At 57.1% G+C, this 26,994-nt stretch carries 23 protein-coding genes, 1 other RNA gene and 2 pseudogenes; 19 read left to right on the top strand and 7 right to left on the bottom strand.

Annotated features, from left to right (window positions below; genetic code table 11):
* Positions 1-49: 49 nt before the first annotated feature.
* Complete coding sequence (gene fur, locus KW849_RS09795; protein WP_003197684.1) at positions 50-454, bottom strand: ferric iron uptake transcriptional regulator; 405 nt, start codon at positions 452-454, stop codon at positions 50-52.
* Between the two features lie 97 nt (positions 455-551).
* On the opposite strand from fur, the gene KW849_RS09790 reads away from it, so the two are divergent.
* Both KW849_RS09790 and KW849_RS09785 read left to right on the top strand, forming a co-directional pair.
* Positions 552-1,079: an outer membrane protein assembly factor BamE gene (locus tag KW849_RS09790; protein ID WP_218429211.1), complete on the top strand. Its 528-nt coding sequence runs from the start codon at positions 552-554 to the stop codon at positions 1,077-1,079.
* Positions 1,080-1,196: 117 nt separating this feature from the next.
* Positions 1,197-2,220, top strand: a pseudogene (locus tag KW849_RS09785) (IS110 family transposase).
* A 274-nt stretch (positions 2,221-2,494) separates the two neighbouring features.
* Here KW849_RS09785 and KW849_RS09780 read toward each other — a convergent pair.
* From KW849_RS09780 to KW849_RS09770, 3 genes are read right to left on the bottom strand one after another with little or no spacing between them, the layout of a single operon-like run.
* Positions 2,495-2,809 carry an RnfH family protein gene (locus KW849_RS09780; RefSeq protein ID WP_218429210.1) on the bottom strand — a complete coding sequence of 105 codons (315 nt, stop codon included), beginning with the start codon at positions 2,807-2,809 and terminating at the stop codon, positions 2,495-2,497.
* The gene (locus KW849_RS09775) at positions 2,802-3,236 is read right to left on the bottom strand and encodes a type II toxin-antitoxin system RatA family toxin (RefSeq protein ID WP_218429209.1); all 435 of its coding nucleotides are present in this window, start codon (positions 3,234-3,236) and stop codon (positions 2,802-2,804) included. The genes KW849_RS09780 and KW849_RS09775 overlap by 8 nt, the downstream gene beginning before the upstream one ends.
* 7 nt (positions 3,237-3,243) lie before the next feature.
* On the bottom strand, positions 3,244-4,647 hold the full coding sequence (locus KW849_RS09770) for a sodium-dependent transporter (RefSeq protein ID WP_218429208.1): 1,404 nt from the start codon (positions 4,645-4,647) through the stop codon (positions 3,244-3,246).
* Between the two features lie 118 nt (positions 4,648-4,765).
* Between KW849_RS09770 and smpB the strand changes: the two genes are divergently transcribed.
* Positions 4,766-5,248: an SsrA-binding protein SmpB gene (gene smpB / locus KW849_RS09765; protein ID WP_007993569.1), complete on the top strand. Its 483-nt coding sequence runs from the start codon at positions 4,766-4,768 to the stop codon at positions 5,246-5,248.
* A gap of 118 nt (positions 5,249-5,366) precedes the next feature.
* On the opposite strand, the gene KW849_RS09760 is transcribed toward smpB, so the two are convergent.
* A complete protein-coding gene (locus tag KW849_RS09760) occupies positions 5,367-6,134 on the bottom strand; it encodes an FCD domain-containing protein (protein WP_218429207.1) in 768 nt (255 codons plus the stop codon).
* Positions 6,135-6,395: 261 nt separating this feature from the next.
* Here KW849_RS09760 and KW849_RS09755 point away from each other — a divergent pair, with 261 nt between their 5' ends.
* From KW849_RS09755 to KW849_RS09710, 10 genes are all read left to right on the top strand, one after another.
* Positions 6,396-8,090 carry a lactate permease LctP family transporter gene (locus tag KW849_RS09755; protein ID WP_218429206.1) on the top strand — a complete coding sequence of 565 codons (1,695 nt, stop codon included), beginning with the start codon at positions 6,396-6,398 and terminating at the stop codon, positions 8,088-8,090.
* 149 nt (positions 8,091-8,239) lie between these two features.
* Positions 8,240-9,064, top strand: a complete 825-nt coding sequence (locus tag KW849_RS09750) for a (Fe-S)-binding protein (protein ID WP_218429205.1) — start codon at positions 8,240-8,242, stop codon at positions 9,062-9,064.
* Entirely contained in the window at positions 9,061-10,515 is a 1,455-nt protein-coding gene (locus KW849_RS09745; RefSeq protein ID WP_218429204.1) for a LutB/LldF family L-lactate oxidation iron-sulfur protein, read from the top strand. Before KW849_RS09750 ends, KW849_RS09745 begins: the two co-directional genes overlap by 4 nt.
* Positions 10,515-11,186, top strand: a complete 672-nt coding sequence (locus KW849_RS09740) for a lactate utilization protein C (protein WP_218429203.1) — start codon at positions 10,515-10,517, stop codon at positions 11,184-11,186. The genes KW849_RS09745 and KW849_RS09740 overlap by 1 nt, the downstream gene beginning before the upstream one ends.
* Positions 11,183-13,993: an FAD-binding and (Fe-S)-binding domain-containing protein gene (locus KW849_RS09735; protein ID WP_218429202.1), complete on the top strand. Its 2,811-nt coding sequence runs from the start codon at positions 11,183-11,185 to the stop codon at positions 13,991-13,993. The genes KW849_RS09740 and KW849_RS09735 overlap by 4 nt, the downstream gene beginning before the upstream one ends.
* Before the next feature lie 199 nt (positions 13,994-14,192).
* Positions 14,193-14,468, top strand: coding sequence for a hypothetical protein (locus KW849_RS09730; protein ID WP_218429201.1), 276 nt, complete (start codon positions 14,193-14,195; stop codon positions 14,466-14,468).
* A gap of 326 nt (positions 14,469-14,794) precedes the next feature.
* A complete protein-coding gene (locus KW849_RS09725; RefSeq protein WP_218429200.1) occupies positions 14,795-15,073 on the top strand; it encodes a hypothetical protein in 279 nt (92 codons plus the stop codon).
* A 94-nt stretch (positions 15,074-15,167) separates the two neighbouring features.
* Positions 15,168-15,561, top strand: a transfer-messenger RNA (tmRNA) gene (gene ssrA, locus KW849_RS09720).
* 187 nt (positions 15,562-15,748) lie between these two features.
* The gene (locus KW849_RS09715; protein ID WP_218429199.1) at positions 15,749-17,005 is read left to right on the top strand and encodes an integrase domain-containing protein; all 1,257 of its coding nucleotides are present in this window, start codon (positions 15,749-15,751) and stop codon (positions 17,003-17,005) included.
* Positions 17,006-17,753: 748 nt separating this feature from the next.
* The gene (locus KW849_RS09710; RefSeq protein WP_218429198.1) at positions 17,754-18,515 is read left to right on the top strand and encodes a hypothetical protein; all 762 of its coding nucleotides are present in this window, start codon (positions 17,754-17,756) and stop codon (positions 18,513-18,515) included.
* A gap of 469 nt (positions 18,516-18,984) precedes the next feature.
* On the opposite strand, the gene KW849_RS09705 is transcribed toward KW849_RS09710, so the two are convergent.
* Complete coding sequence (locus KW849_RS09705) at positions 18,985-20,019, bottom strand: hypothetical protein (RefSeq protein WP_218429197.1); 1,035 nt, start codon at positions 20,017-20,019, stop codon at positions 18,985-18,987.
* A gap of 444 nt (positions 20,020-20,463) precedes the next feature.
* Positions 20,464-20,982: a hypothetical protein gene (locus KW849_RS09700; RefSeq protein ID WP_218429196.1), complete on the bottom strand. Its 519-nt coding sequence runs from the start codon at positions 20,980-20,982 to the stop codon at positions 20,464-20,466.
* A 390-nt stretch (positions 20,983-21,372) separates the two neighbouring features.
* On the opposite strand from KW849_RS09700, the pseudogene KW849_RS31825 reads away from it, so the two are divergent.
* The 6 genes and pseudogenes from KW849_RS31825 to KW849_RS09670 all read left to right on the top strand — a co-directional run.
* Positions 21,373-21,471, top strand: a pseudogene (locus KW849_RS31825) (Tn3 family transposase); the annotation flags it as partial.
* Positions 21,472-22,382: 911 nt separating this feature from the next.
* A complete protein-coding gene (locus KW849_RS09690; protein WP_218429194.1) occupies positions 22,383-23,783 on the top strand; it encodes a YfjI family protein in 1,401 nt (466 codons plus the stop codon).
* Positions 23,767-24,126: a hypothetical protein gene (locus tag KW849_RS09685; RefSeq protein WP_218429193.1), complete on the top strand. Its 360-nt coding sequence runs from the start codon at positions 23,767-23,769 to the stop codon at positions 24,124-24,126. The genes KW849_RS09690 and KW849_RS09685 overlap by 17 nt, the downstream gene beginning before the upstream one ends.
* Positions 24,104-25,084 carry an integrase domain-containing protein gene (locus KW849_RS09680; RefSeq protein ID WP_218429504.1) on the top strand — a complete coding sequence of 327 codons (981 nt, stop codon included), beginning with the start codon at positions 24,104-24,106 and terminating at the stop codon, positions 25,082-25,084. Before KW849_RS09685 ends, KW849_RS09680 begins: the two co-directional genes overlap by 23 nt.
* Positions 25,081-25,374 carry a hypothetical protein gene (locus KW849_RS09675; RefSeq protein ID WP_218429192.1) on the top strand — a complete coding sequence of 98 codons (294 nt, stop codon included), beginning with the start codon at positions 25,081-25,083 and terminating at the stop codon, positions 25,372-25,374. Before KW849_RS09680 ends, KW849_RS09675 begins: the two co-directional genes overlap by 4 nt.
* Positions 25,375-25,547: 173 nt before the next feature.
* Positions 25,548-26,978 (top strand): IS1182 family transposase, encoded by a 1,431-nt coding sequence (locus tag KW849_RS09670; RefSeq protein WP_218429191.1) that lies wholly within the window; start codon positions 25,548-25,550, stop codon positions 26,976-26,978.
* The last annotated feature ends 16 nt before the right edge of the window (positions 26,979-26,994 follow it).

Below are 26,994 nucleotides of genomic sequence, written 5' to 3'. Positions count from 1 at the left end.
CTGGGGTCGCCTTCGTTCGTTTCGCGAACCTCAAGTCCGCGCGACATGCTTACTTTTTCTTGCGCACGTACAGCACCAGATTGTGATCAACCATCTCGAAGCCATACTTGTCGACGATTGCTTTCTGAAGCCGCTCGATTTCTTCGTCGAAGAATTCGATCACTTCGCTGGTCTCGACGTTGACCATATGGTCGTGATGCTTGCCGTCGTCCAGCTCGAAGACCGCATGGCCTCCGTCGAAGTTGTGCCGCACCACAAGGCCAGCTGCCTCGAACTGGGTCAGAACACGGTAAACCGTGGCCAGACCGACGTCCTCACCAGCCTCCATAAGGGCCTTGTAGACATCCTCGGCACTCATGTGGCGCTGCTCGGCGGAATCGAGCATTTGCAGAATTTTGACCCGTGGCAGGGTCACTTTGAGGCCGGCTTTGCGTAGTTCGCTATTTTCAACCATGGTCAGCTTTCTCGCGATGCTGCTTCGCAGCTTCTCTTAATGCGGGTATGATCGGCGTTTACGTTGTCCCAGCCAAGATAGTGGAAGTCGCCCACCGATGCAAAACACCAAGCTCTTGCTAACCAGTTTCACCCTTGTGGGACTGCTCGCACTCGCCGGTTGTTCATTCCCCGGGGTTTACAAAATCGACATCCAGCAGGGCAATGTCGTCACGCAGGACATGATAGACCAGTTACGCCCGGGAATGACCCGTAAGCAAGTACGGTTTATCATGGGCAACCCTCTGCTGACTGACACGTTCCATGCCGATCGCTGGGATTATCTGTACAGCCTGCAACCCGGTGGCGGTGAACGCCAACAGGAACGCATCAGCGTTATCTTCAACCCAAATGACCAGCTTGTCAGCCTCTCCGGTGATTTCATGCCAGGCGTGAGCCGTGACGAAGCCATTCTCGGCAAGGAGAGCGGCACGACAGTGGCTGCCCCGGCAGAAAACGTCGAGAAGCCAAAACCGGAAAAACCGGTCAAGCCAGGTTCGTTGCTGGATCAGATCCAGAAGGACGTCGACGGTGTAGAAACCGTTCCGGTCCCGATGCCGCAACCACTGGAAACCTCGCCGCAATAATTTGCGCCGCAATAAAAAACCCGGCATGTCCGGGTTTAATGAGATGGTCAGCCTGACCGAGAAGCCCTGCAGGTTTACGCTTGCAGGGCTTTTCTCGTTTTCGGCGGAGGATCTCTCATGAACACGATGACGCTTCTCGGTATCGACATTGGCAAACACAGTTTCCACCTGCATGGCCAGGACACCCAAGGCCATCAGGTTTTGCGCAAGAAGATGAGCCGTGGCCAGTTGCTCAGAAGCTTGGCGCAGCTACCCATCTGCACGGTGGTGATGGAGTCTTGCGGTGGCGCCCACTGGTTGGCTCGGGAGATCGGCGCACTGGGTCACGCGGTGAAGTTGATCGCTCCGCAGTACGTCAAGCCGTTCGTCAAAGGCAACAAAAACGACTTCATTGATGCCGAAGCGATCTGTGAGGCGGCGAGCCGCCCCACGATGCGCTTCTGCACGATCAAAACGGCAGAGCAGCAAACGCTGTCTGCCCTGCACCGTGTTCGAGGTTCGCTGATTGAGCATCGGACGGCGGCGACCAATCAGATTCATGGTTTTCTGCTGGAGTTCGGGATTAGCCTGCCCGTCGGTGTCACGGCCTTGCACCGCGTGCCGGCGCTGCTGGACGATCCTCAACACCCGGTTCCATTGCGTCTCAAGGGCCTGGTGATGCGCCTCTATTATCAAATTCAACAACTCACTGATGAGATCAAGGACATCGAGTCCGACCTGAAACAACAGTTGAAAGAAGACGATGCCGGGCAACGTTTGCAGAGTATTCCTGGCATTGGTCCGATCACCGCCAGCGCGGTATTGGCCGACGTGGGGGATGTCTCGCGCTACCGCAGCGGACGCGATTTCGCGGCTTCGTTAGGGCTGGTCCCGGGGCAATACTCGACGGGCGGAAAGACGGTGCTGCTGGGGGATCAGCAAGCGTGGTGACAAGCACATACGCCAGCTCTTGGTGCAGGGTGCGCGGGCCATCATGCAGCATATCGATCAACGGGAAGATGCCCTTGGGCCTTGGGTTCAAGCGCTGCTGAGACGCCGACACTCCAATATCGTGGCCTGCGCCTTGGCCAACAAACTGGCGCGAATCGTGTGGGCGGTACTGGCCAAAGGCGGCCAGTACGACCCACATCCGAACGCTTGAACGTACAGCTTTACCACCGGCTTTTGCGACGTCACTGACTGATGACAGTAAACGGCAAACGGCCCGACTGAGAACCTGGCAATAAAATCAGCTTCAGAGGCTGAGGTTTTTTTCAGGACCGTCGGGAGCGGCTACTCATCGAGGGCCGAGCGTTGTTACAGCAACGCTCACCACGAGCCCGGATACATTAGCGCAAGCCAGCTTTACCGAAAACAGCCTATGGGGTTGCAGGAGATGGGCTGACCATACATTTAATGCCTGGCGTTCAAGCCACTCACTGATTCCGCGCTTTGGCCTCGGCAGCTTTTGCCGCGCGCAATCGACGCACCTCTTTCGGATCGGCCAACAGTGGTCGGTAAATCTCGATTCGATCCCCTGCCTGGACAGACCGACTCTCTGGATCGGCGACAACCTTGCCGAAGATACCCACAGGGCAATTGGCCAGATCCAGCTCCGGAAACTCCTCAGCCATGGCTGACCTGAGCAAGACTGCCCGCACGCTAGTTCCGACCGGCACCGTCAGCGTCAGTAGCACCTGACGGTCTACGGCCGCATAGACCACCTCGACTTCAATCATGACTTCAACCATGTATCTGCTTGGCGCGCTGGCAGAATGCATCCACCAGGGTATTGGCCGCCTGGTTGAACAGCGGTCCCAGAGTAGCGCGAACCAGCGGCCCGGCATAATCGAACGACAGATCAAGACTGATCTTGCAGGCCTTCTCGCCCAGCGGCTTGAACAGCCACACACCATGCAATTGATTGAACGGGCCTTCTTCAAGATTCATTTCGATCGATTGACCGGGAACCAGAGCGTTGCGCGTCACGAAGTGCTGACTGAGGCCGCCCTTCGCAACGCCCACGCTCGCCCGCATATGCTCAGGGGAGCTTTCCAGGACTTCGGCCGACGAACACCACGGCAGAAACTCCGGATAGCGCGCCACGTCGTTGACCAGGTCATACAGCGCTTGTGCCGGGTACGGCAGCAAGGCCGAACGTGAAATATGTGTCGTCATGTCAGCGTCACTTCCACAGCTGGGCGGCAAACACTACGAGAATGCCGATGGGCGCCACATAGCGCATCAAGAACAAGGACAGACCAAACAGCGCCGGGTTGCGGATCGACAACTCGTCGCGCACCGCTTCACGCCCCATGATCCAGCCCGCAAACACCACGAAACACAAACCGCCAAGCGGCAACATGAGTCGCGAGGTGAAGAAATCGATCACGCCAAAGAAGTCGAGACCACCGGCGGCTCCCCATTGGTAGAGGTGGAACATCCCGCCTTCGTTCACGAAGAACTTGGCCTCCTTCCAGATATTGAAGGAGAACACAGTGCCCAGACCGACGAACCAGCAGCTGAAAGCCAGCCAGAAGGTAACCCATGCACGACTCACTTTAGTGCGCTCGACCAGGTAGGCCACCATCGGCTCAAGCAGGGAAATCGCCGAACTCCAGGCAGCGACCGCCACCAGCACGAAGAACACCACCCCCATCAATTGCCCGAACGCCACGTTACCGAAGGCAAACGGCAGACTGACGAACATCAGCCCCGGCCCTTCGCTCGGATTCAGGCCCGCCGCGAAAACAATCGGAAACAATGCCAGGCCGGCCACCAGGGAAACGAAGGTATCGAGCAGCGCCACGCCAACGACCGTCCCTGAAATCGACGAACTCTTTGGCATGTAGGCGCCGTAGATCATGATCGAACCGACGCCCACGCTCAGGGAAAAGAACGCATGCCCCATCGCGGGCAACAAGCCGTCCAGGACCTTTTCCGGGTGGAAGTCGAACATGAAATGCACGCCTTCCATGAAATGCCCGGTGGTCATACTGTAGCCAAGCAACACCAGGATCATCACGAACAACAACGGCATCATGATGCGCAAACTGCGTTCCAGCCCGGCAACTACGCCCTTGGCGATCACCACGGCTGACAACAGCATGAAAATCGTGTGCCAAAGTGTCAGGCGCCAGGGATCGGCGATCACATTGCCGAAATAAGCCCCCACCTGATCCGGGGTCACTCCCTGGAAGTCGCCACGCCCCATATCGATGATGTAATCCAGCGACCAGCCGCCGACAACGCTATAGAAAGACAGGATCAACAACGCTGTGATCATCCCGGCAAATGCGCCCCAGGACCATTTCGTCGAGTGCCCCGCCTCGATCGCCAGCGTCTTCAAGGCATTGGCCGGGCTCTGCCGGGCACGCCGGCCGATCAGGGTTTCCGCCAGCATGACCGGCACCCCGATCAGCGCGATGCAGGCCAGGAACATCAGCACGAAGGCGCCGCCGCCATAGACGCCGACCATGTACGGGAATTTCCAGATACTACCCAGCCCCACGGCCGAACCGGTCGCGGCGAGTATGAAGACCCAGCGGCTAGCCCAACTGCCGTGGACAGAAACCTTGTCTGTCGACATCGTTATCACGCCCAAGCGTTCAAAAAAGAGGCCGCATTGTCCGGGATTCAATCAACCTGCTCAAGCATGTAGCAACACCGTAGCCGACTCGCGTGCAACTCCCTATAATGCCGCCCCTATGGCTAAACAGAAGAAACACCCAACAGGGACCATCGCGCAAAATAAAAAGGCGCGACACGATTACTTCATCGAACATCGGTTCGAGGCTGGTCTGGTCCTGGCCGGCTGGGAAGTAAAAAGTCTGCGGGCAAGCAAGCTGCAGCTGGTTGACAGTTATGTACTGCTCAAGGATGGCGAAGCCTGGCTGCTCGGCAGCCACATTACGCCCCTGACGACCGCCAGTACCCACGTCATCGCGGACCCAGTGCGCACCCGTAAATTGCTGCTCAACCGGCGCGAGCTGGAAAAGTTGGCCGCAGCCGTGCAGCAAAAGGGTTACGCCTGCGTGTGCCTGTCCTGGTATTGGAGCAAGCACATGGTCAAGTGCGAGATCGCGCTGGGCAAGGGCAAGAAGGAATACGACAAGCGAGATACCGAGCGCGAGCGCGACGCCGGTCGCGAGTTGCAGCGTGCGGTGCGCAACAAGGGCAAGGAAGAGTAATTCTTCTTCCTGCGAATTGCGGCGCGAATAAAAAGATCGCAGCCTGCGGCAGCTCCTACGTTGGGATTTGTGTTTCCCTGTAGGAGCTGCCGAAGGCTGCGATCTTTTGTTTTAACGATCACATCCCCTTGCGCCGCTCCGCCCGGGCCATGCGCTGCACTTCCTGACGCACTTCTTCCAGCACCTCCTGCACATACAAAATGTGTCGACTGGAAACTTCCCGTGCCTGCTCCCCCCGCCCCTCGATAATCGCCTGATACAACTCCCGGTGCTGCGCGATCAACATGTCACGGGTTTCAGTGCGCTGCTTGTACATGCCACCGATGTTGGTCACCACGTTACGCTTGAGCAGGTCGAACAGCCCGCGAATGGTGTGCAGCAACACGGCATTGTGGCTGGCCTCGGCGATCGCCAGGTGAAACTTTGCGTCCGCAGCCCCCTCTTCGGCACGACTCACCTCTTCGTGACGGGAATAGCAGTCCTGCAATTCGTTGAACGCCGCGGTCAGCCGCTCGCGATCCACATCAGTGGCACGCAGCGCCGCGTAGTAGGCGCAAGACGCTTCCAGCGTATGGCGAAACTCCAGCAGATCGCGCTGCGCCTCAGGATTGCTTTCCAGCAGATGCAACAAGGGATCACTGAAAGTGCTACCCAGTGATTCCACCACATAGTTTCCGCCGCCCTGGCGACTCACCAGCAGGCCCTTGGCGGTCAGCTTCTGAATGGCTTCGCGCAACGAAGGGCGTGACACGCCAAATTGCTCGGCCAGCGCGCGCTCGGCCGGCAAGCGCTCACCCGCCTTCAGCGTGCCCTCGAGGATCATGCCCTCAAGCTGCTCGACAATATCGTCAGACAAACGGCGCTGACGAATCTGATCAAACCCCATAACTCGATTACTCCACGATCCGACGACTCGCCGGGGCTCTATTCTGGCCTATCGGCGCCACGCCAGCACCTGCCAAAGCGCATTTGGTCATACCAGACAGACGACTTGCGCACTTCGCATTCGACAAAAGTTTTAGGGCGGCAAATTGACACACCGCCTACAAGGCTTTTACCCTAGCCAACAGCGATTGTAAATTGGTCTTACCAATTAACCAAGAACGCTGAACAGTGCCTGACCAACAACAATTAGGGGCCACCCCATATGCAAACCTGGCAACAGCTCTATACCCCGCTCGGCAGCCTCGGCCTGTCCGCACTCGCCGCCGTTATCCCCATCGTGTTTTTCTTCCTGGCTTTGGCCGTGTTCCGCCTCAAAGGACACGTGGCCGGCAGCATCACCCTGGCGTTGTCGATCCTGGTGGCGATCTTCGCGTTCCAGATGCCGGTCGATATGGCGTTCGCCGCCGCCGGGTATGGCTTCGCTTATGGCCTGTGGCCGATTGCCTGGATCATTGTGGCAGCGGTGTTCCTCTACAAACTGACGGTCAAGAGTGGTCAGTTTGAAGTCATCCGCAGTTCGGTCCTGTCGATCACCGACGACCAGCGCCTGCAGGTCCTGCTGATCGGCTTCTGCTTCGGTGCCTTCCTCGAAGGGGCGGCCGGTTTCGGCGCTCCGGTGGCGATTACCGCAGCCCTGCTGGTAGGACTGGGCTTCAACCCGCTGTACGCCGCCGGCTTGTGCCTGATCGCCAACACCGCGCCGGTAGCCTTTGGCGCGCTAGGCATTCCGATCATTGTGGCCGGGCAAGTGACTGGCATCGACGCCTTCAAGATCGGCGCCATGACCGGTCGCCAATTGCCGCTGCTGTCGATGTTCGTGCCGTTCTGGCTGGTGTTCATGATGGATGGCCTGCGCGGCGTGCGGGAAACCTGGCCCGCAGCCCTGGTGGCCGGCTTGAGCTTTGCCGTAACCCAGTACTTCACCTCGAACTTCATCGGCCCGGAACTGCCGGACATCACCTCGGCCCTGGCCAGCCTGATTTCCCTGACCCTGTTCCTGAAAGTCTGGCAACCAAAACGCGCCGCCGGCCAACACATCGTCGGCGCAGTCTCGGCCTCCGTGGTAAGCGCCAGCGTCGGAGGTTTCGGCCAGAAGCGCACCACCGTGGCTTCGCCTTACAGCCTTGGAGAAATCTTCAAGGCCTGGTCTCCGTTTCTGATCCTGACCGTACTGGTCACGATCTGGACCTTGAAACCGTTCAAGGCGATGTTCGCCGCCGGCGGTTCGATGTACAGCTTCGTATTCAACTTCGCCATCCCGCACCTGGACCAGATGGTGATCAAGGTCGCACCGATCGTGGCCGCGCCGACTGCCCTTCCGGCAGTGTTCAAACTGGACCCGATTTCCGCCACCGGCACGGCGATTTTCTTCTCGGCGCTGATCTCCATGCTGGTGCTGAAGGTCAATCTCAAAACTGGTCTGACCACTTTGAGAGAGACCTTCTACGAACTGCGTTGGCCGATCCTGTCCATCGGCATGGTGCTGGCGTTTGCTTTCGTCACCAACTACTCGGGCATGTCCTCGACCATGGCTCTGGTACTGGCGGCGACAGGTGCAGCGTTCCCGTTCTTCTCGCCGTTCCTCGGCTGGCTGGGCGTGTTCCTCACCGGTTCCGATACTTCGTCCAACGCCCTGTTCAGTTCGCTGCAAGCGACCACTGCGCACCAGATCGGCGTCAACGACACCCTGCTGGTGGCGGCGAACACCAGCGGCGGCGTGACCGGCAAGATGATCTCGCCACAATCGATCGCCGTGGCCTGCGCCGCGACCGGCCTGGTGGGCAAGGAATCGGATCTGTTCCGCTTCACCCTCAAGCACAGCCTATTCTTTGCAACGATTGTCGGCTTGATCACCTTGGCCCAGGCCTACTGGTTCACCGGCATGCTGGTGCACTAGGACTACAGGCAACACGATAAAAACCGACGCAGGGCCACGCCCCCGGCGTCCGCTATTCACACCCCGGTCTGTAAGGCTGCTGAAAGCTTGCCGCTCTATATTCAGCAGCCTCAACAGACGAATAACCGGGACCACCCGGAGACCGCCTGATGAGCGAGCTTTTTTACAACGCTGTGCCGAACGCGACCCGTGTCGCCCCGCCACTGCCCGAGCCTCGGCAATACCCCAGCGAGAAACCGTCACGGGTCTACCTGTTCGGGACCTGCGTGGTCGATTTGTTCTACCCGCAAGCCGGGATGGATGCGATCCACCTGCTCGAGCGTGAAGGCATTCGTGTCGAGTACCCGCAAGGGCAAAGTTGCTGCGGCCAACCGGCCTACACCTCGGGTTACACCGAACAGGCGCGGACCGTGGCGCGCTCGCAACTGGCGCTGTTTGCCGGCGACTATCCGGTGGTGGTGCCGTCAGGCTCTTGCGCGGGCATGCTGCGCGAACATTACGCCGACTTGTTCAAGGACGAGCCGGACACGTTGCAACAGGTTCAGGCCCTGGCGGCCAGAACCTACGAGCTGGCCGAGTTCCTGTTGTTTGTCTGCAAGGTACAGCTCAAGGACAGCGGCGAGCCGGTAAAAGTGGCGCTGCACACCTCGTGCTCGGCACGCCGCGAGATGAACACCCACCTGCACGGCCGCGAATTATTGGCGCAGTTGAGCAACGTGGAACGGGTCGACCACGACCACGAAAGCGAATGCTGTGGCTTCGGCGGGACATTCAGCGTCCGTATGCCAGACATTTCCGGCGCGATGGTGGCTGACAAGACCCGGGCGTTGAAGGAATCCGGCGCGCACAAGATATTGAGTGCCGACTGCGGCTGCTTGATGAATATCAACGGCTCGCTGGAAAAACAGCAGGAAGCGTTACGCGGTCAGCATCTGGCCAGCTTCCTCTGGCAGCGTACCGGAGGTGCCCGATGAGCACTTCCGCGATTATTCCTACGGTTGCCGTAGAAGAAGATTTTCGCACCCGCGCCCACAAGGCGTTGGGTGACGCGCAATTGCGAGGCAACTTTCGCAAGGCGATGGATTCACTGATGAGCAAACGGGCAGCGGCGTTCAGCGATGCCCATGAAAGAGAACACTTGCGCTCACTGGGCAATGCAATCCGTGCCCGCGCGCTCTCCAAGTTGCCCGACCTGCTCGAGCAACTGGAACAGAACCTGACCCGCAACGGTGTGACAGTGCACTGGGCGGAAACGGTGGATGAGGCCAATGGCATCGTCCTCTCGATCATCCGCGCTCACGAGGGGCGGCAAGTGATCAAGGGCAAATCGATGGTCAGCGAAGAGATGGAGATGAACCATTTCCTCGCTGATCGGGGCATTGAATGCCTGGAATCGGACATGGGCGAGTACATCGTCCAGCTCGACCACGAGAAGCCTTCACACATAATCATGCCGGCAATCCACAAGAATGCCGGTCAGGTCGCGTCCTTGTTCCACGACAAACTTGGCGTGGAATACACCAAGGACGTTGACCAACTCATTCAGATCGGTCGCAAGGTCTTGCGGCAGAAATTCTTCGAAGCGGACATCGGCGTCTCCGGCGTCAACTTCGCCGTGGCCGAAACCGGTACCCTGCTGCTGGTGGAAAACGAAGGCAACGGCCGCATGACCACCACGGTGCCGCCCGTGCACATCGCCGTCACCGGCATCGAAAAAGTCGTGGAAAACCTGCGCGATGTGGTGCCACTGCTGTCGCTGCTGACCCGCTCGGCCCTGGGCATTCCGATCACCACTTACGTCAACATGATCTCCGGCCCGCGCAAGGAACATGAACTCGACGGCCCGCAGGAAGTGCACCTTGTACTGCTCGACAATGGCCGCAGCCAGGCGTTTGCCGACAGCGAATTGCGCCAGACCCTGAACTGCATTCGCTGCGGCGCCTGTATGAATCATTGCCCGGTCTACACACGAATCGGCGGCCATGCCTATGGGGAGGTTTACCCTGGGCCTATCGGAAAAATCATCACTCCGCACATGGTCGGCCTGGCGAAAGTCCCCGACCACCCGAGTGCGTCTTCGTTATGCGGCGCTTGCGGTGAAGTTTGCCCGGTGAAAATCCCGATCCCTGCTCTGTTGCGGCGTCTGCGCGAAGAAAACGTCAAGGCCCCGGACAGCCCCCATCAAGTGATGCGCGGTCAGGGCAGCAAGTATTCGCGCAAGGAGCGGTTCATCTGGAATGCCTGGGCGAAGCTCAACAGCTCGCCGACGCTGTATCGCCTGTTCGGCTTCTTCGCCACCCGTTTGCGCGCCCTCACGCCGAGCAACATCGGCCCGTGGACGCAAAACCACAGCGCCCCCAAACCCGCCGCCCGCTCATTGCATGACATGGCCCGCGAGCATTTGGCCAAACAGGGAGACCGTTGATGAGCGCCAAGCAAAATATCCTCGCCAAACTGCGTAAAAGTCTGACAGGTACCACGCCAGTGGCCGACAACTTCGATGTCGATCTGGTGACTCAGCCTTACACCTACGCACCTGAACAACGCATCTCGCAACTGCGCAAATTGATGGAAGCGGTGCACACGGAAATCCATCTGACGTCCGGTGAACAGTGGCCGACGCTACTCGCGCAATTGCTGCGGGACCGCCAATTGCCGAGTCTGCTGATTGCACCGACAACGCCCCACGGTCAACGGATCACGCAGCACTGGGCGAACAATCCCGATTTGCCGATGCTAAAAGCCTACGACCGCCCGGTTGAAGAATGGAAAGCCGAGCTGTTCAGCGACACCCCGGCCAGCCTGACCGGCACCCTCGGCGCCATCGCGGCAACCGGCAGCCTGATTATCTGGCCGACCCGGGAGGAACCACGCCTGATGAGCCTCGCGCCACCGGTGCATTTCGCCCTGCTCAAGGCCAGCGAAATCCGCGATAACTTCTATCAGGTGCAGCAGGAGTTCGAATGGGCCCAGGGCATGCCGACCAATGCGTTGCTGGTGTCCGGCCCATCGAAGACTGCCGACATCGAGCAAGTGCTGGCGTACGGCGCCCACGGTCCGAAAGACCTGGTAGTGCTGATCCTGGAGGACCAATGAGTCTACCGGCCGCTTTCCTGCACGATGCACAGCAACTGATTCCACAAGAGCGACGTTTCGACGACCCGCTGTCGACCCTGGCCTTCGGCACCGACGCCAGTTTCTATCGGTTGATTCCGCAACTGGTGATCCGTGTCGAATCCGAAGAAGAAGTGGTGGCACTGCTGAAACTGGCGCAGCGCGATCAAGTCCCGATGACTTTCCGTGCTGCCGGCACCAGCCTCTCTGGTCAGGCCATCAGCGACTCGGTTTTGATCGTGCTTGGGGATAACTGGAACGCGCGCGAGATTCGCGGGCAAGGCACACAGATTCGCCTGCAACCTGGCGTGATCGGCGCCCAGGCCAATGCCTGGCTGGCGCCTTTTGGACGCAAGATCGGCCCGGACCCGGCCTCGATCAACGCCTGCAAGATCGGCGGCATCGTCGCCAACAATGCCAGCGGCATGTGCTGCGGCACGGCGCAAAACACCTATCACACCCTGGCCGGCATTCGTCTGGTGCTGGCCGACGGCAGTCGTCTCGACACTGAAGATGCCACCAGCGTCGCGGCATTTCGCCAAAGCCACGCCGCCCTGCTGGAGCGCTTGGCGACCTTGGGCCGCGAGACCCGGGCAAACGCCGAACTTGCAGCGAAAATTCGCCACAAGTACCGTCTGAAAAACACCACCGGCCTGTCGCTCAATGCCCTGGTGGATTTCGACGAGCCTGTGGATATCTTGAGCCACTTGCTGGTGGGCTCCGAGGGCACGCTCGGGTTCATCAGTGCCGTGACCTACGACACGGTGATCGACCACCCGAACAAGGCCTCGGCCCTGATTGTGTTCCCGGATGTCGAGACCTGCTGCAACGCGGTCACCGTACTGAAAAGCCAACCGGTGTCGGCCGTGGAACTGCTGGACCGGCGCAGCCTGCGTTCAGTGCAGGGCAAACCCGGCATGCCGCCTTTCGTACAGCATCTGTCGAACAATGCCTGCGCCTTGCTGATCGAATCCCGCGCCGCGTCGTCCACCTTGCTGCACGAACAACTGGCGCAGATCATGGCGTCGCTGAAAACGTTCCCCGTGGAAAAGCAGGTCGACTTCACCGAAGACCCGCAGGAAAACTCCCGCCTCTGGGCCATCCGCAAGGACACCTTCCCGGCCGTCGGCGCGGTGCGCAAGACCGGCACCACGGTGATCATCGAAGACGTCACCTTCCCGGTCGAACAACTGGCCATCGGCGTCAACCGCCTGATCGAGTTGTTCGACAAACATCACTACGACGAAGCGATCCTTTTCGGACACGCCCTGGAAGGCAATCTGCACTTCGTCTTCACCCAAGGCTTCAACACCCCGGACGAAATCGCACGCTATCAAGCGTTCATGGACGACGTAGCGCAACTGGTGGCGGTGGAGTTCGGCGGTTCGCTGAAAGCCGAACACGGCACCGGGCGCAACATGGCGCCGTTCGTCGAACTGGAATGGGGCAGCGATGCCTACCAATTGATGTGGCAGCTCAAGCGTCTGCTGGATCCCAACGGCATTCTCAACCCGGACGTAGTGCTCAGCGAAGATCCACAGATCCACCTCAAGCACCTCAAGCCATTGCCGGCCGCCGACGAGATTGTGGACAAGTGCATCGAATGCGGCTTCTGCGAACCGGTCTGCCCGTCGAAAGGTCTGACCCTGAGCCCACGCCAACGCATCGTGATCTGGCGCGACATTCAGGCGAAGAAACGCGCGGGCATCGATACCGCCGAACTCGAAGCCGCGTACGAATACCAGGGCATCGATACCTGCGCCGCCACCGGCCTGTGCGCACAACGCTGCCCTGTAGGCATCAATACCGGCGAACTGGTGAAAAAGCTGCGTAGCCGCAAGGCAACGCATACGAAAACAGCCAACTGGCTTGAAGGAAATTTCGCCACGGCACTGCAAGGGGCGCGTTTTACCCTGCACGTCGCCAATGGTGCACGGATGTTGCTGGGGGCGCCGAGACTGGCGAAGTTGTCGGCGACGCTGACGCGCCTGTCCAAGGGTCAGGTCCCGCAATGGACCAACGCGATGCCGCAACCGGAAAAAGCCATTCGCTTCAGCCCGACAGTGACGGACGCCCGCCCGCGTGTGGTCTACCTTGCTGCCTGCGTATCCCGCGCCATGGGGCCGGCATCAGGCGACACGGAGCAAATGTCGCTGCACGACAAGACCCGGGGCTTGCTGGAAAAGGCCGGATATCAAGTGGTGTTCCCGGACAACCTCGACAACCTGTGCTGCGGTCAGCCATTCGCCTCCAAAGGTTACGCCGAGCAAGCCGAGCACAAACGCCAGGAGCTGATCGGCGCCCTGCTCCACGCCAGCCGTGGCGGGCTCGACCCGATCTACTGCGACACCAGCCCCTGCACCTTGCGCCTGGTTCAAGACCTCGGTGAAGTCCGTCTGGACCTGTACGACCCGGTACGTTTCATCCGCACGCACCTGATGGATCGCCTGGATTTCACGCCTCAGGAAGCGCCGATCGCCGTGCACGTAACCTGCAGCACACAACACCTCGGGGAAAGCCAGGCGTTGATCGACCTTGCGCGCAAGTGCAGCAAAACCGTGGTCATTCCCGAAGGCATTCACTGCTGCGGCTTCGCCGGCGACAAGGGATTCACCACGCCGGAGTTGAACGCCCATTCGCTGCGCACGCTCAAGGACGCGGTGCAGCAGTGCAGCGAAGGGATTTCCACCAGCCGCACCTGTGAGATCGGTCTGACGCAACATGGCGGCATTGACTACCACGGACTAGTCTATCTCGTGGACCGCGTTACCCAGGCTAGGGAGCCCTGAAATCTGGACTTCAAGGCAGGCGCATTAATGCGCCTTCCTTAATGCTTCTTGCCGGAATCAACAGTTCTACAACAGAAACAAACCCTGATGTGCCGCCGCAGTCCACTGATCAAGTCCCGCAAATGTGGGACCTTCCCAAAACTCGGTAGTCCGATTTGATGGCCAGCAAAGCCTGGCCTTTCAGTCCAAGGAGATACACATGAATCGTTCTGTGCTGTTAGGTTTTTTCGTTGTTGCTTCCATGATGGCTTCCACTTCGTTTGCGGCCGAAAAAGACCAATGCGCGCTCAACCTGCAAACCATCGAAAACGCAAAGGCACAGATTCCCGGGGAAATGCTTGACCAGGTGGATGCCTCCGTCAAGAAAGCCAAAGCCGACCAGGCAAAAGGCACCAAGGCAGGTATTGATAATTGCATCGCCGAGACCAACCAAACCATCATGGACGTCACGAACGCGCACAAAGGCGCGAAGTAACTCTGCCCAAGGCCAACCTTCGGGTTGGCCTTGTCGGCGTACATCAACAACGGAGTACTGGCAGCCGGGAGTTCAATGCCCGGCTGCGTCCGACACCAAGCAAACCAAAACCCGCCCGTTGCGGGTTTTGTTGCATCTGGGGTCTGGAAATGTGTAACCGTGCGCATCGCTGGAAAAAGCTCGACACGTTTTCTGAAAAAACCGAATTCTTGTGTTGAATCGTAGTCTTTGAGGTAAGCCCCATCAGATCGTGGCTGATTTTTCCGGCTCGGCCTGGCCGTCCACTCATACGGCGGCACCGAGACCATCAGTTCAAGGAGATACCCATGAAACGCACCACACTCGCTGGTCTGTTCATTGCTGCTGCAATGCTCGCCTCTCCTGTATTTGCTGCGGACAACAACCTTTGTACGAGCAAGCTGCAAGAGCTCAAAGGCAAAGTGAATGCGCTGCCGGCGACCTCCACAAACACCTCAATGGAAATCAAAAGACTGATGTCCAGCGCCGAAGCCTCACAAGCCTCCGGAGACGACAAAAAATGCGTCACCGAGGCCACCCAGGCAATGGCACTCGCTGACAAACAGAGCAACGAGCCAAACCCATGATCTGTGGTGGTCAACCTTCGGGTTGGCCTTCCGGGGCGTGATGACGTACACTGTACATGCCTGCTGCTCACTTGATTCAACGAGCATCAGGCTCGGGGCCGTTTAGGATTCGACGCCGGTTGCGAAACTTTAGGTGCATGCCGAGTTGGTAACAGAACTCGTAAATCCACTGTTGCAACTTCCTATAGTTGCCAATGACGAAACCTACGGGGAATACGCTCTCGCTGCGTAAGCAGCCTTAGCCCTTCCCTCCTGGTACCTTCGGGTCCAGCAATCATCAGGGGATGTCTGTAAACCCAAAGTGATTGTCATATAGAACAGAATCGCCGTGCAGTACGTTGTGGACGAAGCGGCTAAAACTTACACAACTCGCCCAAAGCACCCTGCCCGTCGGGTCGCTGAGGGTTAACTTAATAGACACGGCTACGCATGTAGTACCGACAGCGGAGTACTGGCGGACGGGGGTTCAAATCCCCCCGGCTCCACCACTTCATCATCTAGAGACGTCCACGGACGTCTTTTTTTGTGCCTGAAATCCAGTGAAATCAAGGGTTTAAAGGCTACTGGGCTCCGTAGAGGGTTTTTGAGTTCCAGCCGTTTGGGTATTCCAAATGGTATTCCAAGCCATCCGGTGCTATTTTTTGGAATACCAAAACGGTGTCAGAGGTAGCTCTCATGCCTGCTCCAGCCCTTCGCCTTTCCGACCGCCAGCTCAAGGCTGTCAAAGCAAAAGACAAGGATTACGTCCTCAGCGATGGTGACGGCCTCCAGCTCCGAGTCAGGAGCAACGGCTCGACGCTGTGGAACTTCAACTACCGCGAACCGGTAACTAAAAATCGTATCAATATGGGGCTGGGCACTTACCCAGAGCTCTCACTAGCGAGCGCCAGGAAAAAAGTGGTGGAAGCGCGCGAGCTGCTTGCACAAGGCATTGATCCCAAGATGCACCGCAATGCACAGGACGAAGCCAAACGAGCGGAGACGGAACACACGTTCGAGAACGTGGCCACTGCCTGGTTCGAGCTGAAGAAGGACTCCGTCACGCCGGCGTACGCCGAAGACATTTGGCGATCGCTCACGCTGCATGTATTTCCAGACCTGAAAACAACGCCGCTCTCAAAAATCAGCGCACCAATGGTCATCGAACTGCTTCGCCCAATCGAGGCCAAAGGCAGCCTCGAGACAGTGAAGCGATTGAGCCAACGGCTCAACGAGATCATGACCTACGGGGTCAATTCAGGATTGATCTTTGCGAACCCCCTCAGTGGCATTCGCGCAGTATTCAAGAAACCCAAGAAACAGAACATGGCCGCGCTACGACCCGATGAGCTTTCCGAGCTCATGATCGAAATCGCGAACGCCAGCATCAAACGGATCACCCGCTGCCTGATCGAATGGCAACTGCACACCATGACCCGTCCTGCCGAAGCGGCCACCACCCGATGGGCAGACATCGACTTCGACAAACGCATCTGGACCATCCCGCCGGAGCGCATGAAAAAGCGTCGTCCGCACACCATCCCGTTGAGCGAACAGGCACTCGCGTTACTGGAGACGCTCAAGCCCCACAGCGGCCACAGGGAATACGTGTTCCCGGCAGATAGAAACCCGCGCACTCACGCCAATAGCCAGACCGCCAACATGGCGTTGAAACGCATGGGCTTCCAGGACCGCTTGGTCAGCCACGGCATGCGCTCCATGGCCAGCACCATCCTGAACGAGCATGGGTGGGATCCGGAGCTGATCGAAGTCGCGCTGGCGCATGTCGACAAGGACGAAGTCCGAAGCGCTTACAACCGAGCGGACTACATCGAACGCCGGCGTCCGATGATGGCTTGGTGGAGTGAGCACATCCAGAAAGCGGCCACTGGCAACCTGTCGGCATCTGCGATCAATCAAACCAGGGACCACAACGTCGTGCCCATACGGTGAGCGCTCACCGGACGCCGCCGGTAACCGAGAATGACTCCCCAGATGGAGTGATGGTTGATTTGGAGACAGCGGCGACACCGGCGACAACCCGCGTAATATCTGGCCTGCAGCATGGCGACAGAAGTGGCGACTGTCGCCGTTGCTAGCCTCCCTCTTGGGGCTTTCTCGGCCAAGCCCACGCGAGCGGGAAGGCTCCGCATTCCCACTCGCATGGGCTCTGCGTAATTACATCTCACTTGACCACCTAATTGCATTGCCACTGACCAGTCATCTGCATTCGCGCTAACCAGCCGTTTGCAGTTGATGGGTGTCAGCGGGTGCCACTCAGCGCGAGTGCGTCAGCCAAGCACTGAAGGACTGCAACCGACCCTTTGCAGCCCTTAGACGCCGGCAGAAACCGGCCAAGGTAACCCATAACCGACCATAGACACTCTGCCGACGACTTCGTAACCTTGAGGCAGGTCTTGTCGATTTATCTTTTTTCTTGCCCATGTCGCGACTTTAGCGCTCGACGCAGTCAGCTCAAGGAGTTACGCATGAACAATGAACGATCTGATCCATGGGCTACTATGACTGAAGGGACTTTTGATCAGTTAAATACTTTTAGCACGCGATTGCATGGCCTAAATGAACAGTATCTAGTGCTTACATTGGCTGCGTTCTGTAAATATCAATCGCACGTAACAACTCGCTCACCGAGACGGGCTAACGCCCGCCCCTTAACCAAAATTTATATCTAAGGAAAAAAATGCAGCTTGGTAATGTAAAGCATTTCAAAGGGATTGGTTATGTCTGCTTTCTCGATATACTTGGCTTCTCTCAAGATATCTTGTCAAACTGGAACGCAGCTGAGTCAAATCCATTGGATAAGCTCTTAGCTATAAAATCAGCACTGCCAGTGCTGCACGACGATGAAATTGAGGCAGGACTGAATCAGTCTGTGCGTAGCTATGTGTGCCGCGTTAATACAGTGTCAGACAGCATCACGATAGCTTTTGGGCTCGAAAATAAGCTGATCATTGGTGATATGGTATTGGGATTGGAGGCACTGCTGGCTAATGTGCGAGAAGTTTGGCGCACGGCAATAGAGCTAGGCTACACACTACGAGGAGCTATTGATTTTGGCGATATTTATTGGGACAGAAACGAGTTAGTAGGCCCGGCATTTATAAATGCATATCGCCTTGAGTCAGAAATAGCTAGGGTTTCGAGGGTTGTTGTGTCGTCAAAATTAAATAAACTGCTCTCTGATCTGGCTAGTAGGTATTCAAGCAGCATTACGGAGCATCTAATTGCTAACTTTAGGAAGGATGTTGACGGCTACATTGTTTTAGATCCATATAAAATGTGTGCTGCAGACGAAGAAAGAAGGCTGTTAGTGCTAAAGCTACAAGCAATGGCAAGTCAGGCATCGCTCCCACTAATAAAAGAAAAGTATGCACCACTAATCGAAATGCTTTCTAAAGAACCATCAGCACTGATAGAGACTAGCCAACTTGGTTGCTATTAGCGGTAACGATAATTAATCGTCCAAGGAGACGTCCATGAGCGGGGTGGCAACTAAGCGTTACCCTTCGATTTGAGGTGAAAGTTGCCGGGCGCGAGCGACTGCTCTTGGCCGGTTTCTGCCTCTCACAGCAGGCATAAAACGGCCAGTGGCAGTCATTCGTACCCACTCACTTTCTTGGTGGTTATCCCACTACCTGCTGGCTCCAATTCACCAGAAAGGGTCGCTACGTGACCTGATGGCTAGTTGCATACCAGAACACGAACTCAGCTTGCGTCAGCTCGGCACCTAGTTGGAATACCTCTTCCTACAGCTACTGCGCGTGCTGAGTGAACAGCAACAGCAGGTCTTGTTGAGGGTTATAGAGGTATCCGAGCAGTCAGCGAAGAAAGGTAGAAATAAAAAACCCAGCTAGGTGCCGGGGTTTTTATTAAATGAAATATACATCTGGAACTAGACTATCCCGAGTTGATTATATCGACTCAGTCGTAAGATCAGGGCAGTCACGTACCCATTCTAAAATTTTCTCAACTGGAGCTTCTGATAGTTCTATATATCGCCGACCTGAATCAATGACTGCGAAATTGCCATCTTCACTGTCGACGATTTTAAAAAACTCTGATTCGTAACCTGAGAACTCGCAGAGTATTCTATAAAAAGATCGGCACATTCTATAGGAGCCAATCAGTTCAGATGTGGTTTGGCCTACTGTGATTACATAGGTGTCCCTGGGGTTTGTTCGTTGGGTCTCTTTGATTGCTATGCTGTTGTCGGAGATGGTCGAGAACATTTCACCTATCAATAATCTTCTTGAAACTGCCCAGAGTGCTATACATGAGTTTCGGTAGAAGGCCAGTCTTCGATGATCGTCCTCCTCCGTCAGGGTGTGATGTGCCATGGTGCGAGCGGAAAATAAATTACTTTCAATACTCTTAAAGAACTCCTCAAATATCGTTGGGCTACCTTGCTCCGGCTTCGAACCTCTAAATGCATTGATGTGCAATCTAGGATGCACTTTGAAATCGCATTCTGGCGCACCTTCAAATTTTACTTTCGGAATCCTGTCAAAATATTCAAACATTGCTTTTCTGTGCGCATAGAAAATATCAATATTGTTTTTTAGCTTGGTGACTGTAATCTGTGTAGCGGTTTGCTGCGTTGCATGGAAGCGGGATACTAATACCGGGAGAGGTATGGCGAGTGATAATATTGCGAGCGGAAGAGTGCTTATAGATATAAATTTTGCAAAGCCGTCGCTGGACATGTTCAGGGTGTAGGGCTCCCATGAGATATATCCAATAGTGATAAAGTAAAGAACAGGTGTAAGAATGCTAAACCACAGCAGTCCATGATTCATAAGGCCTTTTTCAGGATGAAGCCCGAAGGCCTGCGAAAAGAGGGAGTCTTTCGTGAGGCGAGTGTTTGGAATAAATGCTGCGAGTATTATTGTGGTGCTTGCTACGGGGGGCATCAATAAACATATATAAAAAATATGAGTGTCCAGCATTTCAAAACTCCCTAGTTCAGAACACTCAATTTACGCTGACTGACGCCATTTTCCCATACTCACGATCCATGACTCGCTTGACTGCCGCTTTCGACCCACAGCAGCCGATGAGAGTGTCTACGAAATCTGGGGCGATTCACTGCTCGAAAATTTTTTCTCAGAAATCGTCTCGACTTGCTTTACACCAAGGGCGTTTCGGGCCCATTGAATCCGACGAGAAAGCAAAGAACCTGCCACGCTTGGCTGACTACTGCTGTTGACGCCAACGCCAAATTGGCCCACGTGTTGGCGCAAGACTAATCCACCTCCATACCGGTACAAATCCAGTAAAGGTAATGGTTCGCGAGAAATCAGACCGGGCCAGTGATATCTCGGCAACTGGGTCAATTCGACGTCGACTCCACAGTCCAGCGCGAAGCGATATACCCCCAGGAACCTGGTGTGCTACAGAGTGAACCAATTAATTGCAGTTGCCGTTTCTGAGCCTGATTTATTCGCGCATTCTTTTTTCCAAAGCGTAGTAAAGCCATCCATATCATCAGTCTTAAATCTTTTGCCATCTGTAGAAAGGACAGCATGACCCCGATTTACACCGCCGAAGCCATTCTTTGCTCGGTAGTTATAGCAAACCGCTCCGCTGCCATCGATAACTAAAGCTGACTCCAGCTTAAAACTATCCGGATCACGCATCGCCTTCTTCAATAGAACAGCGCCAGCAGCGGCTCGTTGGGTGGCTGCATCTTCTTTTTTCTTTACAGCAAGTTCTTCTGGCGTCATCGACCTTGGAGCAGGACTCTCATGGCTTGCGCCTATAAAGATGCTGGCAAGCATCGGCAAGCCGATGAGGATAGCGAATAGCCATGTGACAAAACTTGTTTTGCGTTGCTTGAAACCACAGTGAGGGCATACCTCAGCCGTCTGACTCTTGTCCTTGCCGCACTCCTTGCACTTGATGATTGCCATTGCTGAACTCCCTTGCACTTAATTAGGCGACATACAGTGTCAAGTTCATCGGTTGCACCATGTTTCCCTCGGCCCGTCTTGATCTGGTCGCGTCAAGGCGCAGCAGGGGTGAAGGTATGCCCGTCTGCGAATTCAGCGTAGCAGGGGACACCGCCTATGCCCCGGAAGCCGGCCAACCGGCAGTTTTTGGATAGGGCCTTCCGGGGGATCGGCGGATACACGCTCCCGCGCATCTGAGCCAGCGTGGGTAGGTGCTTCTCGTTCGAAACCCGATTGTAGTTGTCGATGAGGGGACTCGAGATCCAGGGGGAATATTCGAGGAGGATCAGACCCAGCGGCTGCTACAGGTAGGGCTTAAGTGCACTTTCTGTTCCGTTGCTCCCCAAACCCCTCAACCTGGTAACAGCTGCTATCGTACTGTGGAACACTGTCTACCTGGAGCGGGCCACCCAAGGGCTGGCTGATGCCGGAAAGCCGGTGAATACCGAACGATTTCGCCAATCTGTTGCGTCGACCAGTTGAATCCACAGCCGTTCTCTGCCGGTCGTCACTACGGCGTGTGCTGGTCAAGTCCATGCAATTACGCAGGCTCACATTAAAGACCGACGAACGACCACCCGGCCATAGAAAACCACCGGCCTCCAAGGTTTTCCAGCGCTACCAATTGGCGCAACAGCGCCCCCAAAAACTGTTGACCGCGAGCAGAACGAGCGCTAAACCAGAACCGTACAAGCGCTGTCCTCGACAGCACTCAGGTAGCCAGAACCTTTGAGGCTACGCCACATCGTGGTGGTTTTCCCCAAGTGCGATTAGCGTCCGGCGGCTCGCACGGTCACAGCGATGTGATGGATGCCACTTCTTCTAGAATGCCCACCGCGGCAACTCAGGCCTTCTCCTGGCTGCTCTGCAGCAACTTATCCGCTTGGCTATTTCTTGCGCCAACCTTTTGCCCGTCTCTTTGCCCCCTAAAGAGACGGGCGCATATCACACTGCTGCAGCCCTGCTCGCACGGGCCTTTGCGGCTTTCCCCCTAGTGACAATCGGCGTGACAAACACCGAATGCTCACTCGCCCCAGCGATGCCGATGATGGTGCCGCAGCCCATGAAATGGACTGCACCTGACTGACAGTCAGGCATGCCCCAGTCATCGCATCACTGCCTTCACCCGACTCAGGATCTCGCGACACCGGCCTCGTCAGCCAGTGCAGCCTCCACCCGCCCACCGCTATCGGTGTTCAGGAGGCCAGATCATGAGATGCCCAAGCTCCCGGCCGGAAGGAGCCGTCAGTCCCGCGTGAGTGGACAAACCTCACAGGTCGCAGGGGCCTTGAACCCTGATAACACTCAACAACCGTGGCGGGATGAGTGAGGAAGAAATTGATCATCTCAGGAGAATTGCGATGCAATTGTGCGAAGCATTCGAGCCACCACAACCATTGCTGGAGTACCAGCAGGCGCCACTGCCCTACCCGGTCGAAGCACTCGGGGATCTGTTGGGCCCTGCGGTCGAACGACTGGCCGAGGTGATCGGCGTGCCCTGCGCCATGGCTGCACAGTCGGTGCTGGCTACCACTGCCTTGGTGAGCCAGGGCCACGCCAATGCCCAACTCGACGGTCGAACCTATCCGCTGTCCCTCTACCTACTGACGGTGGCGTCCTCGGGGGATCGCAAAAGCGCGGTGGATCACCTGGCATTAAGGGCGGCGCGCGACTGGGAGCGGCAACAGTGGACCCTGTATGCGGAAAAGCTCAAAGCCTATCGCGCCGCTACCAGCATCATGGCCAAACCCAAAACCTCAACAGTCCGTGCTGAGGCGAAAGGCGGTGAGCTGTCCGAGCCGGTACCACCGAGACTGATCATAGCCGAGCCCACCATCGAGGCCCTGATCAAAAGTCTGTGCCATGGCTTGCCCAGCATGGGCTTGTTCAATGATGAAGGCGGCCAGTTCTTGGGCAGTAGCACCATGAGCAAAGAGAACCTGCTCAAGGCGATCACCACCTTGTCGATGCTGTGGGATGGCAGCCCGATCGACCGGGCGCGTTCCATGGCCGGAGAAAGCCTGCGCGCCTATGACCGCCGCCTCAGCCTGCATCTGATGCTGCAGCCCTACCTAGCCAACCAGCTGTTCAAAGACCCGGTGATCAATGGCCAAGGCATCCTCGGCCGATGCCTGATCAGTTGGCCCGAGCGCCTGGCCGGCCAGCGACTTTACAAGGCGATCGACCTAACCAGAGATGCCAAAGTCCAGCGCTACCAACAACGGATCGCCGCCCTGCTGCAAAAGCCCTGGTCGCTTCACAAGGATGGATCACTCAATCCCGTCACGCTGGAACTGACTCCCCGTGCCCGTCGTGCCTGGATTGATATTCACGACACCATCGAGTGTCAGTCTGGCGAGTTCGGCGAGCTGGCCGGCGTCCAGTCTGTCGCGGGTAAGGCGGCGGCGAATGTACTGCGTATCGCGGGCGTGCTGGCCATGGTTGAAGAGGCCAGTGCATTGGAGGAAGCACACATCCAGCGCGCCTCCACGCTGATGGATTACTACCTGGCCGAGATTCAGCGCCTGACCGAACAGGAGCCGGTCAATAGCCGACGCGAGGAAGCGGATCGGTTGCTGCGCTGGCTGGTGCAGAAAGGCTGGACCCAGTTCACCGTCCGCGACGTCAATCGCAACGGCCCTCGTTTTGCCCGCAAGAGCGCTGACCATACCGCCACTTTATTCGTCGAGCTGATCACTCATTGCTGGCTGAGCAGCCGCGACGGAAAAACTTTCGAGGTCCGCCATGTTTCGCCTCAATGACGCGGTGCGCCGCTACCAAGCGCAACATCAAGCGCAGCCAGAATCGCGGTGTGTCGCCGCCTCTGTCGCCACCCTGTCGCCACGCGCCAGGCCAGAAACGACGCGGGTTGTCGCCACTGTCGCCGCTGTCGCCACACCACCACTGGAGCCTACCCACCTAGCCCGGCTGATCGAGCAACTGCGTGAGGAAGGGGCACTGTTGCAACACCACAAGAACGCCCTCCTGATCCGCCCGACACACTGGCAGCAGCTGGACAGGCTCAGCCCCCACTGGAAAGCCTTACTGCTCTTTCTGCAAACAAACGAACACGGTGATGACGATGGCGCTGGTCGGTCGGCGTGACGGTCGCAACTTTGGCTATGGCCGCCAGCTGAGCTACGCCGGCCCACAAGCGCTAAAGGATTTGTTTGGCGGCGGCCACTTTGCCACGGTCAAAGCTCATAGCGATCGCTGGCAAGCGTTCGTGCGTTGGTGTCGGTCAGAGGACGGTCCCGGTTACAACGATGCGCGCCAGATCGATCGACGGACGCTGCAAGACTACGCTGCTTACCTGCGCCAGCAGATCCAGCAAGGTGAACTCTGCATCGCGACCGCGCAGAACCGCCTGAGCAGCGTCAACCGTGCCCTCGCGGCGCTGCGCGGTGATCAGGAAGTGAGGATCGCCAGCCCGAGTCAGGCGTTGGGACAACAGCGCTCGAGCGTACGCACCCGTGCGCCGGATGGCCAAGACCACCAACAGGTGCGGCGAGTACTCGAGGCGCTTGGCGAACAGCAACACGAGCGGGTGGCCGCGATTGTCCTGTTGGCCCGAACAACCGGCATGCGCCTGCGCGAAGCGATCCTGGCCGACCTGCCACGCTTGCACCGCGAAGCCGAACACTTAGGCCGCATCAACATCCAGGACGGCACCAAAGGCGGCCGCTCAGGCGCATCAGCGCCGCGATGGGTCGCGGTAAATGAAGAGGTGAAGGCGGCGCTGCAGTTTGCTCGTAAGGCATCGCCGCCCCGCAGCCGCAACTTACTGGCCCGCGACGAAAGCTACTCCGCGTTTCTGCAACAGACCCTGCTCCCCGCCCGAGAAACGCTGCATGAACAAGGGCTGAAGGGTTTCCATGAACTGCGAGCAGCCTACGCCTGCGAGCGCTACGAACAGCTCACGGGGCACGCCGCACCAGTCAATGGTGGCCACTGCTATCGCATTGACCGCGACCTTGATCAACAGGCGCGCCAACAAATCAGCCTAGAGCTCGGGCATAACCGGATCGATGTGGTTTCGGCCTACATTGGAGGTCGAGCGTGACCAAGCCTTTCGATATGGCGCTGTTCCTGAGCGGCGTACTGACCGGTTCGAAGGTCACGCAACAACGACACCTACGGCAAGCCCGAATCATGCAAGCGGCCATTCAACAACGATGGCAGCGAGATAATCCCTGGACCTGGCAGCTCAAGCATGTGCGTTGGTTTCTCACTCAGCACCTAAAAGACCATTCCGACGCCACCCGGTATTACTATCGACTCACCGCTCTGCTGATCTGGAAGCGATCAGGCAACGGCCGGCAATTGCTGATGGATCGCTCGAATCGTGAGTAGGCAGCCTTCCAGGCACACTTGTCCGCCGTCATCTATCTCCAGCGCGGATATCCTCTTGCTGATAAACCTGCTCGAAGCACACGCGGCAACGGCAAAAAGCGGCCCAGAGTGTGTAAAAACGCCTCCGCGAACCCTTGCTATGATTTCTGAGGATTTCATCGCAGGGATAGCCCATGAAGCGCTTTATTCAAGGCGAACACCGAGGTCAAGGCACGTTGCTTCCCGAAAGCCTCGACGACTATGTCAGCGATACCAATCCGGTGCGCGTAGTCGACGTCTTTGTCGACGAGCTTGACCTGGTCAAGCTGGGTTTTGAAGGCGTCATTCCTGCCGATACTGGGCGGCCTGCTTACCACCCCGCGATCCTGCTGAAGATCTACATCTACGGCTATCTCAACCGCATTCAATCAAGCCGGCGCCTGGAGCGAGAAGCCCAGCGCAACATCGAATTGATGTGGCTGACTGGTCGCTTGATGCCGGACTTCAAAACCATCGCCAATTTCCGCAAAGACAACGGCAAGGCCATCCGCGGTGTGTGTCGTCAATTTGTGGTGCTGTGCCAGCAACTGGGGTTGTTTTCCGAAGCACTCGTTGCCATCGACGGCTGCAAGTTCAAGGCGGTCAACAATCGGGATCGGAACTTCACCAGCGCCAAGCTTCGACGGCGAATGGAGGAAATTGAGTCCAGTATCAATCGCTATCTGATAGCACTTGATACCGCAGACCGTCAGGAACCTTCCGTGGCCCAGGCCAAAGCCGAACGCCTCCATGACAAGATCGCAGCCTTGAAAGCCAAGATGCAGGAGCTCAAGCAAATCGAGGTACAGCTAAACGAAACGCCGGATAAACAGATCTCACTAACCGACCCTGATGCTCGCTCGATGAAGACGCGTGGAACTGGAGTGGTCGGCTACAACGTCCAGACTGCAGTTGATGCGAAGCACCACCTGATCGTGGCGCACGAGGTAACGAATGATGGCGTTGATCGAGACCAACTGAGTTCGATGGCCAAGCACGCACGAGCGGCCATGGGTGTCGAAGCACTGTCGGCAGTCGCGGACAGAGGGTATTTCAAAGGCGAAGAAATACTGGCGTGCCATGAAGCTGGAATTACCGTTTTCGTGCCCAAGATACTGACGTCGGGAGCGACAGCGGCTGGTCGATTCGGCAAAGATGATTTCATCTATGACACCTCAACGAATGAATACCGATGCCCAGCTGGGCAAAGCTTGATCTGGCGTTACTCAAGCGTCGAGAAGGGGTTAAAACTACATCGCTACTGGAGTTCGAACTGCCGGAATTGTGCCTTGAAGGAACGTTGCACGCCCAGCTCTGAGCGGCGAGTTAGCCGTTGGGAACATGAGTCGGTAGTCGAGGCGATGCAGAGTCGTCTTGATCAAGCACCAGAAATGATGCGGATCCGCCGCCAAACAGTGGAGCATCCCTTCGGCACGCTGAAGTCCTGGATGGGGGCCACGCACTTCCTCACCAGAACCCTGGCCCGGGTGAGCACTGAGATGAGCCCGCATGTACTCGCCTACAACTTCAAACGAGTGCTACGGCTGTTGGGCAGTAATGCCTTGATGGCGGCAATGAAGGCCTGAAGCCTTTTGAACGGTG

Origin of the sequence: Pseudomonas sp. PDM26 (assembly GCF_019219185.1) — a bacterium.
Taxonomy (GTDB): domain Bacteria; phylum Pseudomonadota; class Gammaproteobacteria; order Pseudomonadales; family Pseudomonadaceae; genus Aquipseudomonas.
Note: the sequence above shows the minus strand (reverse complement) of the source record. Positions and strands in the feature narration are given on the sequence as shown.